Raw genomic sequence first — 20,721 nt, 5'->3', positions numbered from 1 at the left:
TCAGCGCTCGCCCGGGTCTTCCGGCTTGTCCGCGGTCTTTCTCGTCGCGCGCCTGGCCCGCGGCTTCTTCACAGTCGTCGCATCGTCCACAACCGCCTTGCTCGCCGCCTTGCTCGGCGCTCGCGCCGGCTTTCGGACGGCACGGGGGGCGCGCTTCACGGCAACCGCCTGCGGCGCCGGCTCGGCACGCGACTCGGCCACGGAGCCACCGGCAGGCGGGTCGGTCCGAGCGGCAGCAGCGTCGAGACCCGAGTCCGGACCCTGTTCCGGCCCGCTGGATCGGCGCTGCCTCAACCAAGCGACGAGTCTGCCGATACCCTCGATCAACCGGAAAAGGATTCCGACCAGTCCACTCCAGAGTCTCGGTAAGAGCGCTCTCCCTCCTGCCGATCGCGCTCGGTTCGCAAGAGGCTCGGATCGATCCGGCATCGGGACACCCTCGATCTCGCCGTAGCGCGCCGACAGCGCCCGCTCCCCGCTTGAAGTCTCCACGAGATAAAATTCGCGACACAGGCTGATGCAGCCGAGCGGGATGACGATCACCGCCATCAGGGTCGCGACACCGGCGCCGAACAGCAGGCTGACGGCCATCCCCTGAAAGATGGGATCCTCGATAATGGCCCAGGCGCCGGCCATCAGGGTGAGCGAGGTGATGAGGATGGGTCGCATCCGGATCTCGGCACCGGCGACCGCCGCCTCCTTCACGGCCCTGCCCTTGGCGACCTCGATCTTGACGAACTCCACGATCAGGATCGACTGGCGCACGATGATGCCGCCGAGCGCGATCAGCCCGATCATGGAGGTCGCGGTGAACTCGGCGCCCATGAGGAGGTGACCGGGCACGATGCCGATCAGGGTCAAGGGGATGGGCGACATGATGAGCCCGGCGATCTTGAAGTTGCGAAACTCCCAGACGATCAGCCCGTAAATGAGCACCAGCGCGGCGATGAAGGCGAGCCCCATGTCGCGGAAGGTCTCGTAGGTGACGGTCCACTCGCCGGACCATTCGAATCCGGATTGGCGGTCGGTCAACGGCGGTCCGATCAGACCTCGCGGCATCCCGCTGATCTGTACACCGTCGGGCGCACGATAGGACTCGAGACGCTCCTCGACCTCCAACATCCCGTAGATGGGCGCACCCAAGCGGCCTTGCATCTCGCCGACCACGTACTCCATCGACCGTAGATCCTTGTGGTAGATGACCGGGTCCTCCTGCTGCTGCACGAAACGCCCCAGCTCGCCGAGCGGCACCTGCCCGCCCATCTCGGACTGGATCGGCAGACTCGCCAGACTGCCGATCTCGGCCCGGTTGGCGAGCGGGATCTGCAGGACGATAAAGGTCGGCTCCTGGACGACGCCGCGCTTGACGTCGCCGAGCTTGAAGCCGCCCATCGCCATGGCAAGGTTGCGATTGACGGCGTCGACCGAGATCCCCATCCGCACCGCCTTCTCGGCATCCACCTCGAAGCGCCAGTAGCTGTAGGGCTCGGCCATGTAGCTGTCTACATCGACGATGCCCTCGACCTCCTCGAAGATCCCGGTCAGATCGGTTGCGACCCGGCGACGGGTCTCGGCATCGGGTCCGTAGACCTCGGCCACGACCGTCTGCAGCACCGGCGGGCCGGGAGGCATCTCCACCACCGCGATCCGGGCACCCAGCTCATGGGCCAACGGGGTCAGCATCTCGCGCGCGGCCACGGCCACGGCCAGGGCATGACTGCCGAGCGCGCGCTCGTTCTTGTCCTTGAGCATGACCAGGAGATCACCCTCCCAGGGTCGCTCGCGCAGATAGTAGTGACGCACCATACCGTTGAAATTAAAAGGCTGGGCCGTACCGACATAGGCCTGGACGGCAGTCACCTCGGGCATGGTGCGCACCTTCTCGGCGAGTTGGCGGACCACGTTCGCGGTGACCGGTAGCGCCGTGCCTTCAGGCATGTTGACGACGACGCTGAACTCGGGCTTGTTGTCGAAAGGCAGCATCTTCACCGCGACGGTCTGGGTGTAGAAGAGCACGCAGACACCCGCCGTGGTGAGGATGGTTCCGACCAAGAAGGCGATGCCGAGGCTGCGGTTGCGGATCAGCGGCATCACCAAGGGCCGATAGACGGCGCTGACCCAGCGGCGCGTCCGCTCTTCGCGTCGCTCTGCCTTTTCGAGCGCCGCAAGCCGCGGACGAACCCGCAACGCAAACCAAGGCGTGAAGACGAAGGCGGCGACCAGCGAGAAGAACATGGCCGATGAGCCGAGCACCGGAATCGGCCGCATATAGGGCCCCATCAGGCCGCTGACCCAGCCCATCGGCAAGAGTGCGGCGATGATGGTGAAGGTGGCGAGGATGGTCGGGTTGCCCACCTCGTCGACCGCCGCCACCGCGGTCTCGATGGTCGTCTTGCCGCTTTCGAGCCAATGGCGAAAGATGTTCTCCACCACCACTGTCGCATCGTCGACCAGGATCCCGATGGCGAAGATGAGCGCGAAGAGACTGACCCGATCGATGGTGTAGTCGACCATCCAGGCCCACCAGATGGTGAGCAGGATCACCACCGGGATGACCGTGATGACCACGAAGGCCGCCCGCGCACCCAGGCCGATCAGACAGAGGATGGCCACGATCACCGCCGCCTCGAACATCGCCCGCAGCAGCTCGTTGACCTTGTCGTTGGCGCTTTTACCGTAGTCGCGCGTGACCTCGACATGGACGTTCGACGGGATGAGCGTCGTCTTCAGCTCCTCGACCTTGGCGAGGATCTGGCGCGCGACCGTCACGCCGTTGGTCCCCTGCTTCTTTGCGATCGCCACGGTCACGGCTTGTGCCCCGTCGGCGCGATGCTCGCCCCTATAGGCCGGCCCGGTGAAATGGCTGACGATCTGCTTGGTGTCCTGCGGGACATGCTCGACCGTAGCGATATCGCGCAGATAGAGTGGATAGTCCCCGCGATTGCCGATCACCAGCCGACCGACATCCTCCGAATTGCGCAGGAAGGAGCCCGAATAGACGTTGAAGGCGGTATCGCCTGATTCGCTCACGCCCGTGGTCTGCTCGGAGTTGGCGGTGCGAATGGTGTTGGCGATGCGATCGAGCGTAATGCCGTGCCCGGCGAGGCGTTCCATCAGGACCTCGACGCGGATCTGATCCTCGCGCCCGCCGACGACGAACCCCTTGCCGACATCCGGCAGCGAACCAACCACCTGCAGCAGATCGAGACCGAGCTTGCGCAGTTGATGATCCTCGACATCCTCGGACCAGAGCGTGAGGGTGACGACCGGGACGTCATCCACACCGACCGGCTTGACCAGCGGCATCTGCACGTCCGGAGGCATACGGTCCATGTTGGACTGGAGCTTGTCGTGGACCTTCACGATCGAGGCGCCCATCTCCTCGCCGACCTCGAAGCGCACGGTCACCATCGCCGCCCCGCGCTGAGTGGCCGAGTAGACATGCCGAACGCCCTTGATCTCCTTCATGATCCGTTCGAGCGGATCGGTCACCAGACGCTCGACCTGCTGCGCGGAGGCGCCCGGATACTGCACGAAGATGTCGATCATCGGGACCGAGATCTGCGGGTCCTCCTGGCGCGGCGTGAACAACAGACCCAGGATCCCGAGGAAGAGCGCGCCGAACAGGAGCATCGGCGTGACCGGCGTATTGATGAAGGTGCGGGCAACGCGACCGGCGAGGCCGAGGGGTAGTGACGCGTCGGCCGAGGACGACGGCGCGGATTCGGGAGGAGGTGCAGCGATGGGATCGGCCATGAGTCACGACTCCCGTCGTCCATGACATTGATCTATTTTCTGAATTGGTTCAATGAATCTAGCCCACAAGCGCGGTGCCAACAAGCGGCACATTGACAGTGCGTTAGTGTTTGCTAAAGTACCGAAGCAATTTCACTCGCGTCTGAATCACTTTTCATCGCCATGTACATCGACAACCTCACGCTCGTCGGCATCGCCGTCGCCTCGACCTATCTGCTCATGCCGCTTCTGTTCCGTCGCGAGATCCTGGTCGTCGAACAGGATGCGAACCCGTCGGTTCCGGAGCCCCGGGGACACGACCAGGCCGTTGCTCTTCGGCCGTGCCTGGAGACTTGATCCTCCCTCGCCGGCTCGTTGCGTAGTCTCGAAACGGCGGGGCCTTGTTCGCCCCACCGGCCGGAAGCGACGCCGGCGATCGTCGCGAAGCGCCGGCAACCCCGGGATAGACGACTTGCAGTCGTCCTCTTCCATCGCTCAGACAGCCCGCGGAATCAAGACGAACTCGACCATCTCAGGCACGGACACCCGATGCACGCCCGACCAGCGGCGTTATGATGCACACCCGAGCCGACCGAGGCAGCTCCCTATCCTGTTGAACCGCGCCCCGCTGAGGGCCGTGGATACACCGAACGTCGAACTCGCTCGAAAATGAGCATCTCGCTCTGGACGCGGTTTAGAAACATGCCGCAGCAGCCCACACCCGGAATAGACCGCATGCGCCTGAGCCTTTCAGCACGGATCCGAGGATCGGCCTGCCTATCCATGCTCGTCGCGCTTCTACTCGCGAGCGGATGCAGCGAACCCGATTCGCTCGTCGAGATCCACGGCAGCACCATGGGAACGACCTACAGCGCCAAACTCGTCGAGCTTCCCCCGGGCCTGACGGCCGAGGCGCTCAAAGCCCAGATCGATGCACGTCTGGACACCGTCAACGCACTGATGTCGACCTATCGTCCGGACTCGGAGCTGTCGCGTTTCAATGCGAGCCGATCGACTGATTGGTTTCCGGTCGATCCGGAGTTGGCCGATCTCGTCGCCCGCGCGCAATCCATCAGCGATCTGAGCAACGGGGCCTTCGACGTCACCGTCGGCCCGCTGGTGAATCTGTGGGGGTTCGGACCGGATGCCCACCCGTTTCGGATTCCGGACCAACTGACGATCGAGGAGACCCGCACGCGTGTGGGCCACGACAAGCTCGACGTGCGCGATCACCCGCCTGCACTGCGCAAAGCGCACCCCGAGTTGTATGTCGACCTGTCCGCCATCGCAAAAGGATATGGCGTGGATCAGATCGCGGACCTGCTGGACCGGCTCGGCGTGACCGCCTACCTCGCCGAGATCGGCGGGGAGCTCAGGGCCAAGGGGGCCAAACCCGGCGATCAGCCCTGGCGCATCGCCATCGAGCGCCCGGAGGCGACCTCGCGGAGCGTCTACCGGATCGTCGCGCTCGAGGACGACGCCATGGCGACGTCCGGCGATTATCGAAACTTCTACGAGCAAGACGGACGGACCTACTCGCACACCATCGATCCCGGCACCGGTCGACCGGTCGCGCACGCCCTGGCCTCGGTCACCGTCATCACCGAGGATTGCGCGACCGCCGACGCCCTGGCGACCACCTTCCTGGTCCTCGGGCCCGAGCGCGGCTTGAGCTTGGCCGAATCACTCGGTATCGGGGCCTTCTTCGTCAGTCGCGTCGGGGACGATTACGCGCACTCGGCGACAACCGCCTTCGAGTCATCGGTGAGCGAGCGGGATCCGGACTGAGCCGCCTTGAGCGCTGACCGGCATGCAACTCCCGCAGCCGAAAAACGTCCTTTTCATTCATCCTCGGTCCGTCCGAGGAACGAGGGCAACGCCAGCGCCTCGGACCCACCCCCCTCATCACTCGGACCACGCCCGAACAGGCACGATACAGTGACCTTGGTCACATTCTTGCTTAAGCATGACGCGGTGTCGTGCCGCACCCGAGGTGCGAAGCGGCGTTTCGAAGACCGGAGATCGGGGCCGCATCCAAAATAGAGCAGTCGGTCCTTGTTCATACAACCGGTCAAAGGCGACATTCCAATCGCCGCGAACCGACAAACCTCCGGGATCGACGACTTGCAGTCGTCTTCTTCCGCCGGGCTGACGGCGAGCGGCGTCAGATGCAACTCGACATCCCGGAAACCGCGCCGAATGTGTTTTGGCCAGACCGCTGGACGAGGCCCGGCTTTAACGAGGAGGCTGAAAGACATGCACGGAATGAATCGAATGAGCAGCAAGATGCCGATCCGGGGCTTCACCCTGATCGAGATCATGATCATCGTCGCCGTGATCGGCATCCTCGCCGCCATCGCGCTGCCGGCCTATCAGGACTATAAGGTTCGCAGCAAGGTCAGCGAGGGGATCGTCTTTGCGTCGGCGGCCAAGGTTGACGTCATTTCCGCATTCAGCCACGGCGGCTTGCCTAGAAGTGATGCCGAGGCGGCAAATGTCGACAGCCAGTACGTCGAGTCGGTCACGATCAAAGAAGGCGGCAATATCCGAGTCACCTTCAACGCCACCATCCCGCAACTCAGCGGAAAAAGCGTCGTCCTGGCCGCGACGGAGCGCGGCGGTGCGATTGATTGGTGTTGTTACAGCGAGAATATTGAAGCGCGATATATGCCGGCGTCTTGTCGGGATAGCGAGAAGTGTAGAGGTGCGGATCCAGTGCCGGAGCCGGAGCCCGAGCCGCCTCCGCCACTGCCTCCGCCCTCTCCTGAGCCGCAGGAGCCGACGGAAGAGGAAAAAGTCAAAAATTGCCCTCCATCGCCGAATGGCAAGTTCTGCAAACGGGAGAACACAGCCATTGGTTGCCCGGCTACATATCCGAACAAACTTGCTGACAGTCCAAATTGCTCTCGATGAAATGCAAGGCGGAAACTCGCCCCGATCGCGAGGGTTCGACGACGCGCTTCCGCAGTCTCGTGACATCCGCTCCGCGCAGTCGTCAATCCCGGGGTGTCGCCGCTTCGCGGCGATTGCCGGCATCGCGTCGAGTCGGTCGGATGCAGTGCTCAACCCGCCGGGCCGGGCCTACGGTAGATGCCCCAGGCGCCACGCGGATCCAACGAATCCCACACGAATCATTCGTTTGACGTTCTTAAACTGCGTCCCCTACGCCCTCCCGGAATCCACCAACGGCGAACCCCGCTCAACCCAAGACCATGGTCCCGGAGACGCGGTTTAAGTACAGGTGGGCGACAACCGTATCCGCTGATTCTCCCGCACATCGGCCCAAATGACCTGGCGGCACTCGTTGAAGCCGAGCCTGTAGACCAGCAGGTACTGACCCGGATCCACCGTGAAGGAAAACGCCTCGTTGCGACCGATGCGATAGATCTCCCGGCCGTCGAGCTCCACGCGCATGGTGGCGAACCAACCCGCCAGCGAGCCGTCTCGATACAGCGTGATATTCGCCGCTTCGGATGGGTTCGTCACGGTCGGCAAGGTGCCCGACTGCCCACCCGTCGCACAACCCGCGATCAACGCGACGCTCGTGAAGGCGCCGATCAAACCAAGCCTGACACTGCTCATTTCGGTACCCTTTCCGTTTTGCTCCTCGACGTGGGCTTCGTTCCGGTCCCGGCCCGAGATCCCGATAGATGCGTCAGGCCGAGTCGGCGGTATCCTTCGGTGGAGGTCCGCCGGAGAGATCCGCAGGCGATGCTCGACGGCGGCGCAACGCGTCGGGATCATGCACGCATCCCCCGCGCAAGGTCAAAACCAATCGATCGGAGTCAGTCAGATGAACAGCACGCCGTCGGGGCAGAACACACCGCCACTCATCATGGGCATTCTCAACGTGACGCCCGACAGTTTCTCCGACGGCGGGCGTTACTCGGAAAGCGCCGTTGCCGTGCAACACGCCCTCGCAATGATCGACGAAGGCGCGGACCTGATCGACATCGGCGGGGAGTCCACGCGGCCCGGCTCGCAGCCGGTCCCCGCCGAGGAGCAAGAGCGCCGGGTAATCCCGGTGATCCTGCGTCTGCGCGAATGCGTGCCGAGCAGCACCCGATTCAGTATCGACACCACGTGCGCCGGGGTGGCCGAGGCCGCGCTCGACGCCGGTGCCGATTGGATCAACGACACCTCCGCCGGACGCGACGATCCGGCCATGCTCGCCTTGGCGGCCGATCGGGGCGTGCCGATCGTCTTGATGCATCGCCAAGGGATGCCGGAGGCGATGCAGCAGAACCCGAGCTATGCCGACGTGGTTGCAGAGGTTCGCGACTTTCTTGCCGAGCGCATCGAAGCGGCGTTGGCCGCGGGGGTCGCGCAGGAGAAGATCCTGACCGATCCGGGTATCGGATTCGGCAAGACGCTCGAGCACAACCTCGCGCTCATGGCCGGGTTGGGCGAGCTGGTCCGCCTCGGGCCGCCCGTTCTGCTCGGGGCAAGCCGCAAGCGCTTCCTCGGCGCCATTTGTCTGGAGCCGGACCTCGCCGACCTCATGCCGGCGACCTGCGCGACCACGACCATCGGCGTCTTGGCCGGCGTGAAGGTCTTTCGAGTGCACGATGTCGCGGGCAACCGCCAAGCGGCGGACGTCGCTTGGTCGATTCACGGAGTCCGGGGCTGAACTGCGGGGCCGCGATCACCTCGCGCACCCCGGGGCCTTCAGACTGCGGAATCGTCTCCCGGAACATTGCGACGGCCGCTCTCGCGAAGATGCCGGATGCGGGCAAGCCCGACATCGTCGATGGCGAACGCCTTGCCGAAGCCCTTCACATAACGCCCGCGCTCCGGATGCAAGCGCAGGAGATGAAAGTCAGCCAAGCCGCGCAAGGTCGCGACCAGGCCGCCGAAGCGGGTCTCGAACAGGTCGAGGACGGCCGCGTAGCCGTCTCGGTCGCGCGCGATCTCCTCGACCCGGCACTGGAAGGTCAGACGTCGACGCACGAACGGGTGCGCGGCCGTTGTCTCCTCCTCGATGAAGAGCACGCTGACCCGACCCCTTTCGATCAGATTGGCGGTGTGGGTCGACAGCGCGCTCACGAAGACGTAGAGGTTGCCGTCCAACTCCACAAAGGGCGCGTAGCTCGCGTCGGGTTCGCCGTCGGGACCGCAGGTCGCCATCGAGAGCGTCGAAAACCCGGCGCGAAATCGCTGAAGCTCCTGGTAGATCGCATCGAGATCGGGTGAGGAGGATGACGCGTCGGTGCTCGGTTCGCTGGACATGGGCTGGGTGTGACTCGCGCGTGACTGTTGAATCGGCGTTGCCTAAACCGCGCCGGGCGCGATGTGCGTCGTTCTTGGACGGGATCGTCTCCGGCAGACTTGACGACCGCTGGATCCGGCGCGGTTTAGACGCGGAGTGTCGGTCGCGGGAACGGGCGAACGCCCCCACCGCCGATCGTGCCTCTCGCCCTGGAACAGCCGTGAGATCAAGGGCAGAATCGCGCTGCGGAGGGTGCCGTCATCGCGGCCCGACTGCATCGCTCGGAAAGATCCATCCGAACCGAGACTCGCGTCAAGCGCCGATCGGTCGGCCGAGTTCGGATTCTATCGCCCAGGAGACTGCCCGATGTCGCTGATCCGTCGCACCAAGCTCACGCTCCTCGTGTCATGCCTGACCCTCATGGTCGGCGCGCAGGTTGTCTTCGCCGCGGTGCCCGAGGACCGGGATGAAGCAGCGAGCCTGCACATCACCGGGGCACTGAGCTACAAGGCGCGCATCGCCCTGCCGCCGGACGCCCTTGCGATCGTCGAGCTCAGCGACCCGACGGTGCCCGGCGGGCGCCTGGTCGCCGAGCAGAGGATCGCCCTGGACGGCCGACAGGTCCCGATCCCCTTCGCGCTCGTCGTCGAGCGCGCGGCGCTGATCCCGAACCAATCCTATTCGGTCCGCGGCGCGGTCCTGTCCGCCGGCCTGGCGTCTTGGATCACGGACGAGGTGCAGCTCGATCCCTCGGTCGAATCACTCGATCTCGGCACCGTCATGATGCGCGCCTACGAGCCGATCCCCTTCGCGAGCGAGCTCGCCTGCGGGGATCAGCCCATCCGCGTCGGCTTCCTGGAGGACCGGATGCGCCTCCAGGTCGGCGACCGGACCTTCGACCTGAGACAAGCGGTCTCGGGCTCGGGCGCACGCTATGTCGCCCTCGCCGATCCGTCCACCTCCTTCTGGAGCAAGGGGGATCGGGGGATGCTCGAGATCGCGGGCACGGCCTATCCGGAATGCCTCCCGGTCGAGGTCGCGACAACGCCGTTTCGTGCCACAGGGAACGAGCCTTTTTGGAGCCTCGAGCTCACCGATAAGCGAGTCGATCTGAACACGGACCTCGGGGAGACGCGGATCAATGTCGCGCTGACCGAGCAAGAGCTGCTCGAGGACGGGCGGCGCTATCGCAACCTGATCGAGGACGGCGACCTCGTCGTCAGCATCTTCGATCGGCCCTGCGTGGACAGCATGAGCGGCATGCCGCACCCCGCGACGGTCGAGATCCAGCTCGACGATCGCAGGCTCGACGGATGCGGCGGTGATCCGGCCACGCTGCTGCAGGGACCCGCATGGGTGGTCGAGGACATCGAGGGTGGCGGCATCATCGATCGGTCGCGCGTCACGCTGAACTTCGGCGCCGACGGCCGTCTTTGGGGTCGAGCCTCCTGCAACACCTATCAGGGCGAGTACAGCCTGACCGGCGAGAGTCTGACACTCGCGCTCTCCGCGACAACCATGATGGCCTGCGCACCCGCCTTGATGGATCAGGAACGCAAGGTCCTCGATCTGCTCGCTCGGGTTCGCGCCTTCGAGCTGGATCCCACGGGTGCCCTGATTCTGAAGACCGACGACGGGGCAGCCCTGCTGGCGCGTCGCGAATAGCGACGCCGCCGAGGCTTCGGCCGTCGCCCGGTCAGCGGGGTCTCGAAAGCGTAAAAGCGCCGCGAACGCCGCCGGCTCGCTGGCGTTGCGGGAATCGTCGCGGGTTGGCTGGTGTGGAGCGGGCGAAACGACCGAGCCGAAAGCGACCGCGAACACGCACGATCCGACGATTGATCCACTCGGCTTGCTGCAGGGCAACAAGGATGCGGATAATGTGGGATTCGTGATGCCCTGACAGAGAGTAAGTCGACGATGACCGCAGAACGGCAACTATTGAGCGGTGACGACGCGGTGGCACTCGCCGCGCTGCATGCGGGGGTGCGCCTCGGCACCGGCTATCCCGGCACCCCCTCGACCGAGATCCTGGAGACCTTCGAGCGCCTCGGCGGGCATGCGCAGTGGTCGCCGAACGAGAAGGTAGCGCTGGAGGTCGCGCTCGGCGTCGCCTTCGCCGGCGCGCGCACGCTGGTCACCATGAAGCATGTCGGGCTCAACGTCGCAGCCGACCCGCTCTTCACCGCGACCTACACCGATGTCGAAGGCGGCCTGGTGATCGTCTCCGCCGACGACCCGGGGATGGCCTCCAGCCAAAACGAGCAGGACAACCGGCACTACTCTCGCGCCGCGGCCATCCCCACGCTCGAGCCCGTCGATTCCCAACAGGCGTATGACTTCACCTTGCTGGCGTTCGAGATCTCGGAGCGTTGGAAGATCCCGGTCCTGCTGCGGATCACCACGCGGGTCTGCCATTCCAAGACCATCGTGATCCCGCGTGGGCCGGTCTCGGGTGTGGCCGAGCCCGCCTTCGAGCGCAAGATCCCGACGCGGGTCATGATCCCGGCCTACGCCAAGCCGGCACACCATCGCCTGCGCACCAAGCTCGCCGAGATCGCCGCCTGGAACGAGGCCGAGGGTCCGCTCCGGATGGACGCGGGCGATTCCAAGCTCGGGATCGTCGCAACCGGCATCAGCGCCGTGCATGCGCGCGAGGCGGCCCCGGACGCGAGCCATCTCACCATCGGCATGACCTATCCGCTGCCGATCGAGCGCATCCGCGCCTTCGCCGCAGGGGTGAGGCGCCTCGTCGTCGTCGAAGAGGGCGACCCCGTCCTGACCGACGAGCTCCGCGCCGCCGGCATCCAGGCCGAGGGCAAGCCGGAGATGTATCGCTTCGGCGAGCTGGACGTGGCGCGCGTTCGTCGCATCCTAGCCGGCGACACCAGCCCGGAGCCCGTCCCGCCCAAGGGCAAGCCGCCCGAGCTTTGTCAAGGTTGCGCACACCGCGAGGTGTTCCAGGCGCTCGGGGAGCTCGGTTGCATCGTCGCGGGCGATATCGGCTGCTATACCCTCGGCGTACTCCCGCCCTTCTCGGCGATGGACACCTGTGTCTGCATGGGCGCGAGCATCGGCGTCGGCCTGGGTCTGCGTCATGTGCTGCCCGAGGATCAGGCGCGACGCGTGGTCAGCGTGATCGGTGATTCGACCTTCGTGCATTCCGGGCTGACCGGGATCGCCGAGATGGTCTACAACCCGCCGGCGACAGGCCATCTGGTGATGATCCTCGACAACGGCACGACCGCGATGACCGGACTGCAGGAGCACCCGGGGACCGGACGCCTGCTCGATCACTCCACGACCAACAAACTGAGCTTCGAGGGCATCGCGCGCGCCATGGGCGTGCAGAACGTGCAGGTCGTCGAGATCACGGACAAGAGTCTGTCGCTCAAGGACCTGATCGCGGAGCTGCTCGCCAAACCCGAGACATCGCTCCTGATCACCCGCCAACCCTGTGTTCTGGCCGCGCCCAAGATCCGCTTCTACGACAAGGCCGCGGCCGAGTCGGCGCGCGTGCACACCTGCTCCGCGGCGGTTGCGGACTGACTTCAGATCGGAGAGACACAGATGGAGAAGGTGAAAAACATCGTCATCGCCGGACTCGGCGGCCAAGGGGTCCTGACGGCCTCCGACATGCTTGCCGAGGCGGCGTTTCGCGCCGGTTTCGATGTGAAGAAGAGCGAGCTGCACGGCATGAGCCAGCGCGGCGGCTCGGTGAGCAGCGACGTGCGCTACGGCGAGCAGGTCCTGAGCCCGATGGTTCCGGCCGGCGAGGCGGACGTCCTCCTGGTCCTGGAAGCGACCCAGATCGAGATCAATCGCCCGATGCTGCGCACCGGGGGGGTCTTGATCGATCCGGGCCTGCTGCCGGAGGGCGCGCTCAAGAACAAGAAGAGCCTCAATGTCGCCCTGCTCGGCGCCGTCTCCACGGTGCTGGACATCCCGCAGGAGCATTGGATGGCCGCCATCTACGCCAATCTGGCCGAGAAGCTCCATAAGGTCAACGACCAGGCCTTTGCGTTGGGTCGCGAGGCCGCGCTCCAGGGCTCGATCGCTCAACACCATTAAACCGCGTCCAGAGCGCCATGCGTCATTTTCGTGTTGTATTCCGTCTTGGGGATTTCACCGACCTCGCTGGAGACGCGGTTTAAAATTTCATCTTTTTTAAAATCTTAAACCGCGCCACCTCCAACGATCGTCGAGTCTGCCAGGCCGATCCCATCCCAAAACATCACAAACCGCGCCGGGCGCGGTTTAAGAGAGGACCAAGATGCTGACAGAGCTCTGGAACGACGCCGAGGGCGGTTTCCACCCGGCCAGCGCGCCCGATTTCCTGCCGGAGACGGCGCTGAAGCAGGTGCAGCTGCGACGGCTTCGTGCGGTCGTATCGCTCGCCTACGACAACGTCGCCCTCTTTCGCGCCCGGATGCAGGAGCGCGACCTGACCCCGGACTCGATTCAGCGGATCGAAGACATCCAGCAGCTCCCCTTCACGGTCAAGGCCGACCTGCGCGACACCTACCCCTTTGGGCTCTTTGCCACGCCCATGAGCGACGTGGTCCGGCTGCATGCCTCCTCCGGCACCACCGGCAAGCCGATCGTCGTCGCCTACACACGCGAGGACGTCGGAGTCTGGTCCGAGGTCATGGCGCGCACCCTCGCCTGCTGCGGGCTGCACCGCGGCGACATCCTGCAGAACGCCTTCGGCTACGGACTCTTCACCGGCGGACTCGGCGCCCACTACGGCGCGGAAGCCCTCGGGGCGACCGTGGTCCCCATCTCGGGCGGCAACAGCGACCGTCAGATCATGCTGATCCGCGACTTCGGCGTCTCCGCACTCTGCTGCACGCCGAGCTATTTCACCTATCTGATCGAGCGTGCGGCGGAGCTGGGCATCGATATGCGCTCGCTCCCCTTGCGCGCCGGCATCTTCGGGGCCGAGCCCTGGACCGACGGGATGCGCGATCACATCGAGGACGCCGCCGGCATCAAGGCCTACGACATCTACGGCCTATCCGAGATCATCGGACCCGGCGTGGCGAGCGAATGCTCGGCCCAACAGGGTCTGCACATCTTCGAGGATCATTTCTATCCCGAGATCATCGACCCGGAGACCGGCAAGGCCCTGCCCGACGGCGAGGAAGGCGAGCTGGTGCTCACCACGCTGAGCAAGAAGGCGATGCCGATGATCCGCTACCGCACCCGCGACATCACCTCGCTGATCAGCGAGCCCTGCGCGTGCGGACGCACCATCCGGCGGATGCGGCGCATCGGACGACGCTCGGACGACATGTTCATTATCCGCGGCGTGAACGTCTTCCCGTCCCAAGTCGAGGCGGCACTTCTGGCGGTCGAGGGCACGCTCCCGCACTACCAGATCATCCTCACCCGCGATCAGGGTCTGGACCAAATGTCGGTCGAGGTCGAGGTCACGCCCGAGGTCTTCAGCGACAAGATCCGCGCGCTCGAGGACGTGCGCGCGCGCCTGGCCAAGGCGATCGAGCACATCCTCGGCATCCGCGTCGGGCTGCGTCTGGTCGAGCCGCGCAGCATTGCGCGCAGCGAGGGGAAGGCGAAGCGGGTCATCGACAGGCGCAACGAGGGGGCATAGCCGCCAGCCGCCAGCCGCCAGCCGCCAGCCGCCAGCCGCCAGCCGCCAGCGATTGTGCCGATCCGAACCCCTGGCGCAACCCCTGCAGCGGCAAAAAACCCGGCCCAGCGCTGCTGGCTAATTGCTGATAGCTGGAGGCAGGAAGCTGGCGGCTGGCGGCTGAAAAAGACCAACCGAGCACCACGAGGACTCAAAACCATGAAATTGCAACAACTCTCGCTTTTTCTGGAAAACCGCCCGGGGCGCCTCGGTGCGCCTTTGGAGGCCATCGCGAAGGAAGGGATCAATATCCTGACGCTCTCGCTCGCAGACACGGCCCAGTTCGGCATTCTGCGCCTGATCGTACGTGAATGGGACAAGGCCAAGCAGGTCTTGGAGGATGCCGGATGGGTGGTCAACCTGACCGAGGTGGTCGCGGTCGACGTGCTCGATCGGCCGGGGGGGCTGGCCGAGGCGCTGGCGGTGCTGGAAGGCGCGGGTCTCAACATCGAGTACATGTACGCCTTCTCGCTGCGGCGCGGCGACAAGGCGATCCTCATCTTCCGGTTCGAGGATCCCGATCGGGCAATTGCCGTGCTGCTGGAGAAGGGGCTGCACGTCGTCGACGGGGATGAGCTGCTGAGCGTGGTCTCCGGCTGCTGAACCGCGTCCCTTTGCGATATGGTTGGGGTCACGCTTGCGCGAGTCTGCGGCCGCGGTGGCGGACGCGGTTCAGGATGTTCGATCGATTGCGGAATGAGGTTGGGTGAACCAGCGCAGCCCATCGGGCGCCCGCGTTCATGAGACCGGCCACCAACCTTTAGCGACTCGTGACACCCGCTCCGCGGTGTCACGCATGCCCTGCGGCGCTCTGCGCCACGTGCCGCGATGGCCGGAGATATCAGACAAGGTCCGCCGGACGGTAGCGCGAAGATTGGCGGACGTCGCGCTCGTCCGTGCTCCCTGGCCGGTCCCGGGCTCGAGCTTCGGACGTTAATATCGAGCGTCGACGCAGCAGGTTCCGCGCCGATGCAACACCCATCAACGGATCGAGGATGATGGTCGCGCAGACTCATGAGACCCATCGGCACACCGAGCACCGCATCTGGGATCCGGATGCCGAGACCCTGCCGCGCGACGGCATCGAGGCGTTGCAGCTGGAGCGTCTGCGCGAGCTGGTGACGCGGGTGGCGCGGGTGCCCTTCTACCGCGACCACTTCGCCCATCGCGAGATCGGACCGCACAGCATCCGCTCGCTCGCCGACGTACGTCGCTTGCCCCTGACCACCAAGGACGATCTGCGTCGTCAGCATCCGTTCGGGTTTCTGGCGGTTCCGCGCAAGGCGCTTGCGCGCATCCACGGCTCCTCGGGTACGACCGGGCGGCCCACCTTCGTCGCCTACACGGCTCATGACCTCGAAACCTGGTCGAATCTCTGCGCGCGCTTCCTGGTCGCGGGCGGGCTCAGGCCCGAGCATACGGCGCAGGTCGCCTTCGGCTACGGACTCTTCACCGGCGGCTTCGGACTGCACTACGGGATCGAGCGTGTCGGCGCGGCCATCATCCCGGCGGCGGCGGGCAACACGCGTCGCCAGATCGAGATCATGCGCGACCTGGACCCCGAGGTCCTGATCTGCACCCCGAGCTATGCCCTGACGATTGCGGATTCGGCGCGCGAGCTGGGCATCGATCCGCGCTCCCTGCCGATCCGCTTCGGCCACTTCGGCGGCGAGCCCTGGACCGAGGACATGCGCCGCGAGATCGAGGATCAGCTCGACATCGCCGCCTTCAACAATTACGGGCTCTCCGAGGTGATCGGTCCCGGCGTCAGCGGCGAGTGCCCCGAGCGCACCGGGATGCACATCCAGGAAGACCATTTCCTCATCGAGTGTCTGGACCCGGAGACCCTCGAGCCGGTGCCGGAAGGCGAGCCCGGCGAGCTGGTGATCACCACACTCACCCGCGAGGCGATGCCGCTGATCCGCTATCGCACCCGCGATATCGCCCGACTCTATCGCGAGCCTTGCGCCTGCGGCCGACGTACGACACGCATGAGCCGGGTCACCGGTCGCACCGACGACATGCTGATCATCCGCGGCGTCAACGTCTTCCCCTCCCAGATCGAGGAGGCGCTGCTGCGGGTCGAGGGTACGACTCCTCACTATCTCATCGAGGTCTCCCGGCCCGGCACGCTCGACGAGGTCCATGTCAAGGTCGAGATCCGACCCGAGATCTTCTCCGACCGCATGGACCGCATGCAGGCGCTGTGCGAGCGGATCAGCCGCGAGATCAATACGGTCGCCGGCATCCGCGCCCATGTCGATCTGGTCGAGCCGCGCAGCATCGAGCGCTTCGTCGGCAAGGCCAAGCGGGTGCTCGACCGACGCGATCTCGGCGAATAGCCCTATCCCGACGCGCACTGCATCGATTACCCTGTTTGCGCGTTTGGACGCCGGCGCCGTCGATTCGGCGCGTCGAAAACAATCCAGTCACCGCAGAGGAATAAGCATGATGAATCAGCAAGGCTCGAGCATCGGGCGTCAGCCGGTCATGACCCGTCGTCTCGGGCTGGCCCTCGCGTTGGCCGCTCTGCTGCCGGTGTCCGCCGCGATGGCGGACGAAGAGGGTTATTACGTCGAGACGATCAATCGCAGCTCGGGTGTCATGGGAGAAGCGGCGAGCGAAGACCTCTCCAAGACCTACCTCGCCTACGACAAGATGAAGGTGGTCAACGAGGGGCCCGATGCCACCGACATGATCATGGATCCGACGGCCGGAACCATCGTCTTCATCAATCACGCCGAGAAGGAATATCTCCCGATCAACGTCAAATCCGTGATGGAGAGCATGTCCGGTCCGGCCGCCGAACAGATGCGCACCATGATGGGCGAGATGACCGTAAAGGTCGAAGCAACCGGCGAGGCCAAGAAGATCGGAGACTGGGAAACCAAACAGTATCGGATCACCAAGACCGGCATGATGGGTGTGGATCAGGAGATCTGGGCGACCGAGGACGTGGACATCGATGTCACCCGCTACACCGACATGATGAGTCTCTCGGGCCCCGGCGGCATGCTGGCGAACTCGCCGGCCGGCCTCGTCCAGCGTGAAGAGATGAGCAAGATCAAGGGCTATCCCATCCTGACCAAGACCAAGATGGAGATGATGGGCACCACCATGGAGACCGAGACCGAGGTCACGGTGATCCGCAAGGAGGCCATCCCCGCCGACGTCTTCGAGATCCCGCAGGGCTACGGCGAACGCGACATGAGTATGCAGATGCCTCCGCCGGGCAGCGCCCACCCTTGATCCAGGCGGTAGGTTGGACAAGCGCAGCGTCCACCACACCGGCGCAGGAGCGGCCGGCGTACGGCCCCGGCCGAGCAACCTCTCGAGGGTTGCCTTCGGCCAGGGCCTCGCTCATCCCCCGCATCAATTCCCGGAAATCACCTGAAACCCTCAGGCGCGACGCGCGTCAGTTAGCCACTGCGCGCTCGCGCTCTTCGAGCTGCTCGAAGAGCTCCAGCACCCAAATCACACGACCGCCCAGGCCCGCACGGGCTTCGGCATCTTCTTCGCTGGAGCGATGGGCAGAGTAGACCACGGCGTCGACCAGGAAGCGTGTCTCGTCGAGCGGCGGAGCGGAGACATAGCGCGGAGACAGCACGGCGGTCCCGAGGATCGGGGCTAGGAGCTGCACCTTGCGACTGCCGGGGACCACGGCACGCCGAGAGATCGAGTCCAGACCCTGACGCTCCACCTGACGGCCGATCTCGGCATAGAGATAGCGCGCGGCATTGATACCGGCCCGACAGCCCATCGGCAGACCGGCGATCCCCGCATCCGAACGCACGTAAAGTGTGTCGGCGGCGCGCAGCAGGCGTTCGATCACGCCGGCGAGCGCATCGTTGAAGACGGGCTCCTTCAGCCAGGCTTCGGGATCGATCCCGGCCTCGCGCATCCAGGACAGCGGCAGATAGAGACGGCCGTTGCGGGCGTCTTCCCCGACATCGCGGGCGATGTTGGTCAACTGCATGGCCACGCCTAGATCGCAGGCCCGCGCCACCAGCTGGGTGCTCCGAGCGCCCATGAGGGCGGCCATCATGGCGCCGACCGTGCCCGCGACACGCGCCGAATAGTCATAGACGCCCGAGAGGTCCTCGAAACGTCGGCCTTCGGCATCCCACTGGAAACCTTCGAGCAGGGCCTCGAGCAGCGCCTTCGGCAGCCCGAAGCAGGCGACCACGTCGGCGAGTGCGCGATCGGTGTACTCATCGATCGGAGCGCCGTCGTAGATGCGGTCGAGACGATGATGCAGCTCGGCCAAAGCGCGCGTTTGTGCGCCGGGCTCGTCGCCCGCGCAATCGATCGCATCGTCGGCGATGCGACAGAAGGCGTAGAGCGCGATGGCCGGATCGCGGATGCGCTGGGGCAAGAGAAAGGAGGCCGCGTAGAATGAACGCGAGCCGGTCCGCAGCAGTTGGCGACACGCGGCGATGTCCGCCGCGCTCGCGTGATCGGTCTTAAGCATAGGTTGAGGCATCGGGTACCACCGTATCGAGGACACGGGCCGACGATAGGACACCGGGCACACCTGCACCCGGATGCGTCCCCGCACCGACCAAGTAAAGGCCATTCACCTCTTCGCTCGCGTTGTGCGGTCTGAACCAGGCACTTTGCAAGAGGATAGGTTCGAGACTGAACCCGGCCCCGTTGTAGGACAGAAGCCTGTCCTGGAAATCCCGCGGGGTCGCGACGAGCGAGGCGACGATCTCGTCTTCCAACCCGGGCAAGACGGTTTCACTCAAATACTTCGCGATCCGCGCGCGATAGGGCTCGGCTTCCTTCTCCCAGTCGATATCGCCTTTGAGGTGCGGAACCGGCGCCAAGACATAGAAGGTGTCGCAACCCTCCGGTGCCAAACCCGGATCCGTCGCCGTCGGGCGATGCAGATAAAGACTGAAGTCCTTGGCCAAGCGCTTGTTCTTGAAGATATCGTCCAGCAGGCCTTTGTAGCGCGGGCCGAGCAGAATCGTATGATGGGCGACTTCGGGATATTGGCGTTTGGTGCCGAAATACCACACGAAGAGCCCGTTGGAGTATTGTGCGCGATCGATCTTTTGATCCGTCCAATGGCTGCGATGCTCGGCCGGCAGGAGATAGCGATAGGTCCAGGCCGCGTCTGCGTTGGAGACGACGACAGGGGCCGCGATCGCCTCGCCGGACTTGAGCCGAACACCGGTCGCCGTGCCGTCCTTCACCAGGATCTGCTCGACCTCTGCGCCGTAGCGAATCGTCCCGCCTTGGCCTTCGATCAGGCTCACCATTCCCTTGACGAGCGCGCCCGTGCCGCCGATGGCCGAGTGCACGCCCCATTTGCGCTCCAGGAAGGAGATGAGCGTGTAGATGGAGGTGACGGAGAAGGGATTGCCGCCGATCAGCAACGGATGGAAGGACAGGACCTGGCGGATGTAGGGATCTTTGATGTACTTGGAGACCATCGCATAGACGCTGCGATGGCTGCCGAGCGTGATCATGTCCGGGACGATCTTGAGCATGTCGGTCCAGGAGTTGAAGGGCACGTGGCCCAACTGCTCGAAGCCGATCTTGAAGATCGCCCGGCTGTGTTCCATGAAGCGATCGTAGCCCTCGACGTCGCGCGGCGAGAACTGCGCGATCTGCGCCTTCACGGCATCCGCGTCGCCGTTGTAGTCGAAGACCTTGCCGTCGTCGAAACGAATCCGGTAGAAGGGATCCATCAAGCGGATATCGATCTCCTCGGAGAAGCTGCGTCCGCACAGCCCCCACAGCTCGTCGAGCAGAAAGGGCGCCGTGATGATGGTCGGGCCGGCATCGAAGGTGAAGCCGTCGATCTTGTGGACATAGGCACGCCCGCCGGGCGCATCGAGACGCTCGAGCACGGTGACCTGATAACCCCGAGCACCAAGGCGAATCGCGGCGGCTAGCCCGCCGAATCCGCTGCCGATAACGACCGCATGCGGCTTGCTGCGACCTGAGTAGTGCTCGGAGAACTGCGATGCCGGGAGTGTCAAGTCTGCATGACCTTCAGTAATGTCAATGTTGGTTGACATTATAGCAGGAATGGGCGTTTGTCAGCCCCTGCTGGGTCAAGTCGGAGCCAAACTCGCGATCGGAAAGATGAAGCACCCCGACGCGGCTCGCTGCG

Annotated in this window: 16 protein-coding genes; 11 read left to right on the top strand and 5 right to left on the bottom strand. The window is 64.8% G+C overall.

Annotated elements, in window-relative coordinates:
* The gene (locus B4N44_RS09200) at positions 1-3,756 is read right to left on the bottom strand and encodes an efflux RND transporter permease subunit (RefSeq protein ID WP_296699725.1); all 3,756 of its coding nucleotides are present in this window, start codon (positions 3,754-3,756) and stop codon (positions 1-3) included.
* A 162-nt stretch (positions 3,757-3,918) separates the two neighbouring features.
* On the opposite strand from B4N44_RS09200, the gene B4N44_RS09195 reads away from it, so the two are divergent.
* The 3 genes from B4N44_RS09195 to B4N44_RS09185 all read left to right on the top strand — a co-directional run bounded on the left by B4N44_RS09195 (position 3,919) and on the right by B4N44_RS09185 (position 6,648).
* On the top strand, positions 3,919-4,092 hold the full coding sequence (locus B4N44_RS09195) for a hypothetical protein (protein ID WP_296699722.1): 174 nt from the start codon (positions 3,919-3,921) through the stop codon (positions 4,090-4,092).
* Between the two features lie 426 nt (positions 4,093-4,518).
* Positions 4,519-5,523 carry an FAD:protein FMN transferase gene (locus B4N44_RS09190; RefSeq protein WP_296699719.1) on the top strand — a complete coding sequence of 335 codons (1,005 nt, stop codon included), beginning with the start codon at positions 4,519-4,521 and terminating at the stop codon, positions 5,521-5,523.
* 468 nt (positions 5,524-5,991) lie between these two features.
* Positions 5,992-6,648 carry a pilin gene (locus B4N44_RS09185; RefSeq protein ID WP_296699716.1) on the top strand — a complete coding sequence of 219 codons (657 nt, stop codon included), beginning with the start codon at positions 5,992-5,994 and terminating at the stop codon, positions 6,646-6,648.
* 318 nt (positions 6,649-6,966) lie between these two features.
* On the opposite strand, the gene B4N44_RS09180 is transcribed toward B4N44_RS09185, so the two are convergent.
* On the bottom strand, positions 6,967-7,317 hold the full coding sequence (locus B4N44_RS09180) for a hypothetical protein (RefSeq protein ID WP_296699713.1): 351 nt from the start codon (positions 7,315-7,317) through the stop codon (positions 6,967-6,969).
* Between the two features lie 211 nt (positions 7,318-7,528).
* Here B4N44_RS09180 and folP point away from each other — a divergent pair, with 211 nt between their 5' ends.
* Positions 7,529-8,365 carry a dihydropteroate synthase gene (gene folP / locus B4N44_RS09175; protein ID WP_296699710.1) on the top strand — a complete coding sequence of 279 codons (837 nt, stop codon included), beginning with the start codon at positions 7,529-7,531 and terminating at the stop codon, positions 8,363-8,365.
* 38 nt (positions 8,366-8,403) lie between these two features.
* Here the strand turns inward: folP and B4N44_RS09170 are convergent, their stop codons facing one another.
* On the bottom strand, positions 8,404-8,964 hold the full coding sequence (locus B4N44_RS09170) for a HugZ family protein (RefSeq protein ID WP_296699709.1): 561 nt from the start codon (positions 8,962-8,964) through the stop codon (positions 8,404-8,406).
* Between the two features lie 346 nt (positions 8,965-9,310).
* Here B4N44_RS09170 and B4N44_RS09165 point away from each other — a divergent pair, with 346 nt between their 5' ends.
* The 7 genes from B4N44_RS09165 to B4N44_RS09135 all read left to right on the top strand — a co-directional run bounded on the left by B4N44_RS09165 (position 9,311) and on the right by B4N44_RS09135 (position 17,843).
* Positions 9,311-10,609 (top strand): META domain-containing protein, encoded by a 1,299-nt coding sequence (locus B4N44_RS09165; RefSeq protein WP_296699707.1) that lies wholly within the window; start codon positions 9,311-9,313, stop codon positions 10,607-10,609.
* Between the two features lie 252 nt (positions 10,610-10,861).
* The gene (locus tag B4N44_RS09160; protein ID WP_296699705.1) at positions 10,862-12,490 is read left to right on the top strand and encodes a thiamine pyrophosphate-dependent enzyme; all 1,629 of its coding nucleotides are present in this window, start codon (positions 10,862-10,864) and stop codon (positions 12,488-12,490) included.
* 21 nt (positions 12,491-12,511) lie between these two features.
* Complete coding sequence (locus tag B4N44_RS09155; RefSeq protein ID WP_296699702.1) at positions 12,512-13,012, top strand: indolepyruvate oxidoreductase subunit beta; 501 nt, start codon at positions 12,512-12,514, stop codon at positions 13,010-13,012.
* A gap of 202 nt (positions 13,013-13,214) precedes the next feature.
* On the top strand, positions 13,215-14,555 hold the full coding sequence (locus B4N44_RS09150; RefSeq protein WP_296699697.1) for a phenylacetate--CoA ligase family protein: 1,341 nt from the start codon (positions 13,215-13,217) through the stop codon (positions 14,553-14,555).
* Between the two features lie 198 nt (positions 14,556-14,753).
* Complete coding sequence (locus tag B4N44_RS09145; protein WP_296699694.1) at positions 14,754-15,197, top strand: ACT domain-containing protein; 444 nt, start codon at positions 14,754-14,756, stop codon at positions 15,195-15,197.
* A gap of 395 nt (positions 15,198-15,592) precedes the next feature.
* Positions 15,593-16,936, top strand: coding sequence for a phenylacetate--CoA ligase family protein (locus tag B4N44_RS09140; protein ID WP_296699821.1), 1,344 nt, complete (start codon positions 15,593-15,595; stop codon positions 16,934-16,936).
* 106 nt (positions 16,937-17,042) lie between these two features.
* Positions 17,043-17,843 carry a DUF4412 domain-containing protein gene (locus B4N44_RS09135; protein WP_296699692.1) on the top strand — a complete coding sequence of 267 codons (801 nt, stop codon included), beginning with the start codon at positions 17,043-17,045 and terminating at the stop codon, positions 17,841-17,843.
* A gap of 166 nt (positions 17,844-18,009) precedes the next feature.
* Here B4N44_RS09135 and B4N44_RS09130 read toward each other — a convergent pair whose 3' ends face one another.
* Positions 18,010-19,077: a phytoene/squalene synthase family protein gene (locus tag B4N44_RS09130; RefSeq protein WP_414718134.1), complete on the bottom strand. Its 1,068-nt coding sequence runs from the start codon at positions 19,075-19,077 to the stop codon at positions 18,010-18,012.
* The gene (locus B4N44_RS09125) at positions 19,058-20,587 is read right to left on the bottom strand and encodes a phytoene desaturase (protein WP_296699686.1); all 1,530 of its coding nucleotides are present in this window, start codon (positions 20,585-20,587) and stop codon (positions 19,058-19,060) included. The genes B4N44_RS09130 and B4N44_RS09125 overlap by 20 nt, the downstream gene beginning before the upstream one ends.
* Positions 20,588-20,721 lie beyond the last annotated feature (134 nt).

The sequence above is a fragment of the Thiocapsa sp. UBA6158 genome (genome assembly GCF_002423035.1).
In the GTDB taxonomy this organism is placed as follows: Bacteria; Pseudomonadota; Gammaproteobacteria; order Chromatiales; family Chromatiaceae; genus Thiocapsa.
Note: the sequence above shows the minus strand (reverse complement) of the source record. Positions and strands in the feature narration are given on the sequence as shown.

What these genes read in the sequence shown, in the direction of transcription:
- B4N44_RS09165 (WP_296699707.1), top strand. Translation starts at nt 9,311, where the DNA reads ATGTCGCTGATCCGTCGCACCAAGCTCACGCTCCTCGTGTCATGCCTG.
- B4N44_RS09160 (WP_296699705.1), top strand. Translation starts at nt 10,862, where the DNA reads ATGACCGCAGAACGGCAACTATTGAGCGGTGACGACGCGGTGGCACTC.
- B4N44_RS09200 (WP_296699725.1), bottom strand. Translation starts at nt 3,756, where the DNA reads ATGGCCGATCCCATCGCTGCACCTCCTCCCGAATCCGCGCCGTCGTCC.
- B4N44_RS09180 (WP_296699713.1), bottom strand. Translation starts at nt 7,317, where the DNA reads ATGAGCAGTGTCAGGCTTGGTTTGATCGGCGCCTTCACGAGCGTCGCG.
- B4N44_RS09195 (WP_296699722.1), top strand. Translation starts at nt 3,919, where the DNA reads ATGTACATCGACAACCTCACGCTCGTCGGCATCGCCGTCGCCTCGACC.
- B4N44_RS09150 (WP_296699697.1), top strand. Translation starts at nt 13,215, where the DNA reads ATGCTGACAGAGCTCTGGAACGACGCCGAGGGCGGTTTCCACCCGGCC.
- B4N44_RS09185 (WP_296699716.1), top strand. Translation starts at nt 5,992, where the DNA reads ATGCACGGAATGAATCGAATGAGCAGCAAGATGCCGATCCGGGGCTTC.
- B4N44_RS09145 (WP_296699694.1), top strand. Translation starts at nt 14,754, where the DNA reads ATGAAATTGCAACAACTCTCGCTTTTTCTGGAAAACCGCCCGGGGCGC.
- B4N44_RS09135 (WP_296699692.1), top strand. Translation starts at nt 17,043, where the DNA reads ATGATGAATCAGCAAGGCTCGAGCATCGGGCGTCAGCCGGTCATGACC.
- B4N44_RS09130 (WP_414718134.1), bottom strand. Translation starts at nt 19,077, where the DNA reads ATGCCTCAACCTATGCTTAAGACCGATCACGCGAGCGCGGCGGACATC.
- B4N44_RS09190 (WP_296699719.1), top strand. Translation starts at nt 4,519, where the DNA reads ATGCTCGTCGCGCTTCTACTCGCGAGCGGATGCAGCGAACCCGATTCG.
- folP (WP_296699710.1), top strand. Translation starts at nt 7,529, where the DNA reads ATGAACAGCACGCCGTCGGGGCAGAACACACCGCCACTCATCATGGGC.
- B4N44_RS09155 (WP_296699702.1), top strand. Translation starts at nt 12,512, where the DNA reads ATGGAGAAGGTGAAAAACATCGTCATCGCCGGACTCGGCGGCCAAGGG.
- B4N44_RS09170 (WP_296699709.1), bottom strand. Translation starts at nt 8,964, where the DNA reads ATGTCCAGCGAACCGAGCACCGACGCGTCATCCTCCTCACCCGATCTC.
- B4N44_RS09140 (WP_296699821.1), top strand. Translation starts at nt 15,593, where the DNA reads ATGGTCGCGCAGACTCATGAGACCCATCGGCACACCGAGCACCGCATC.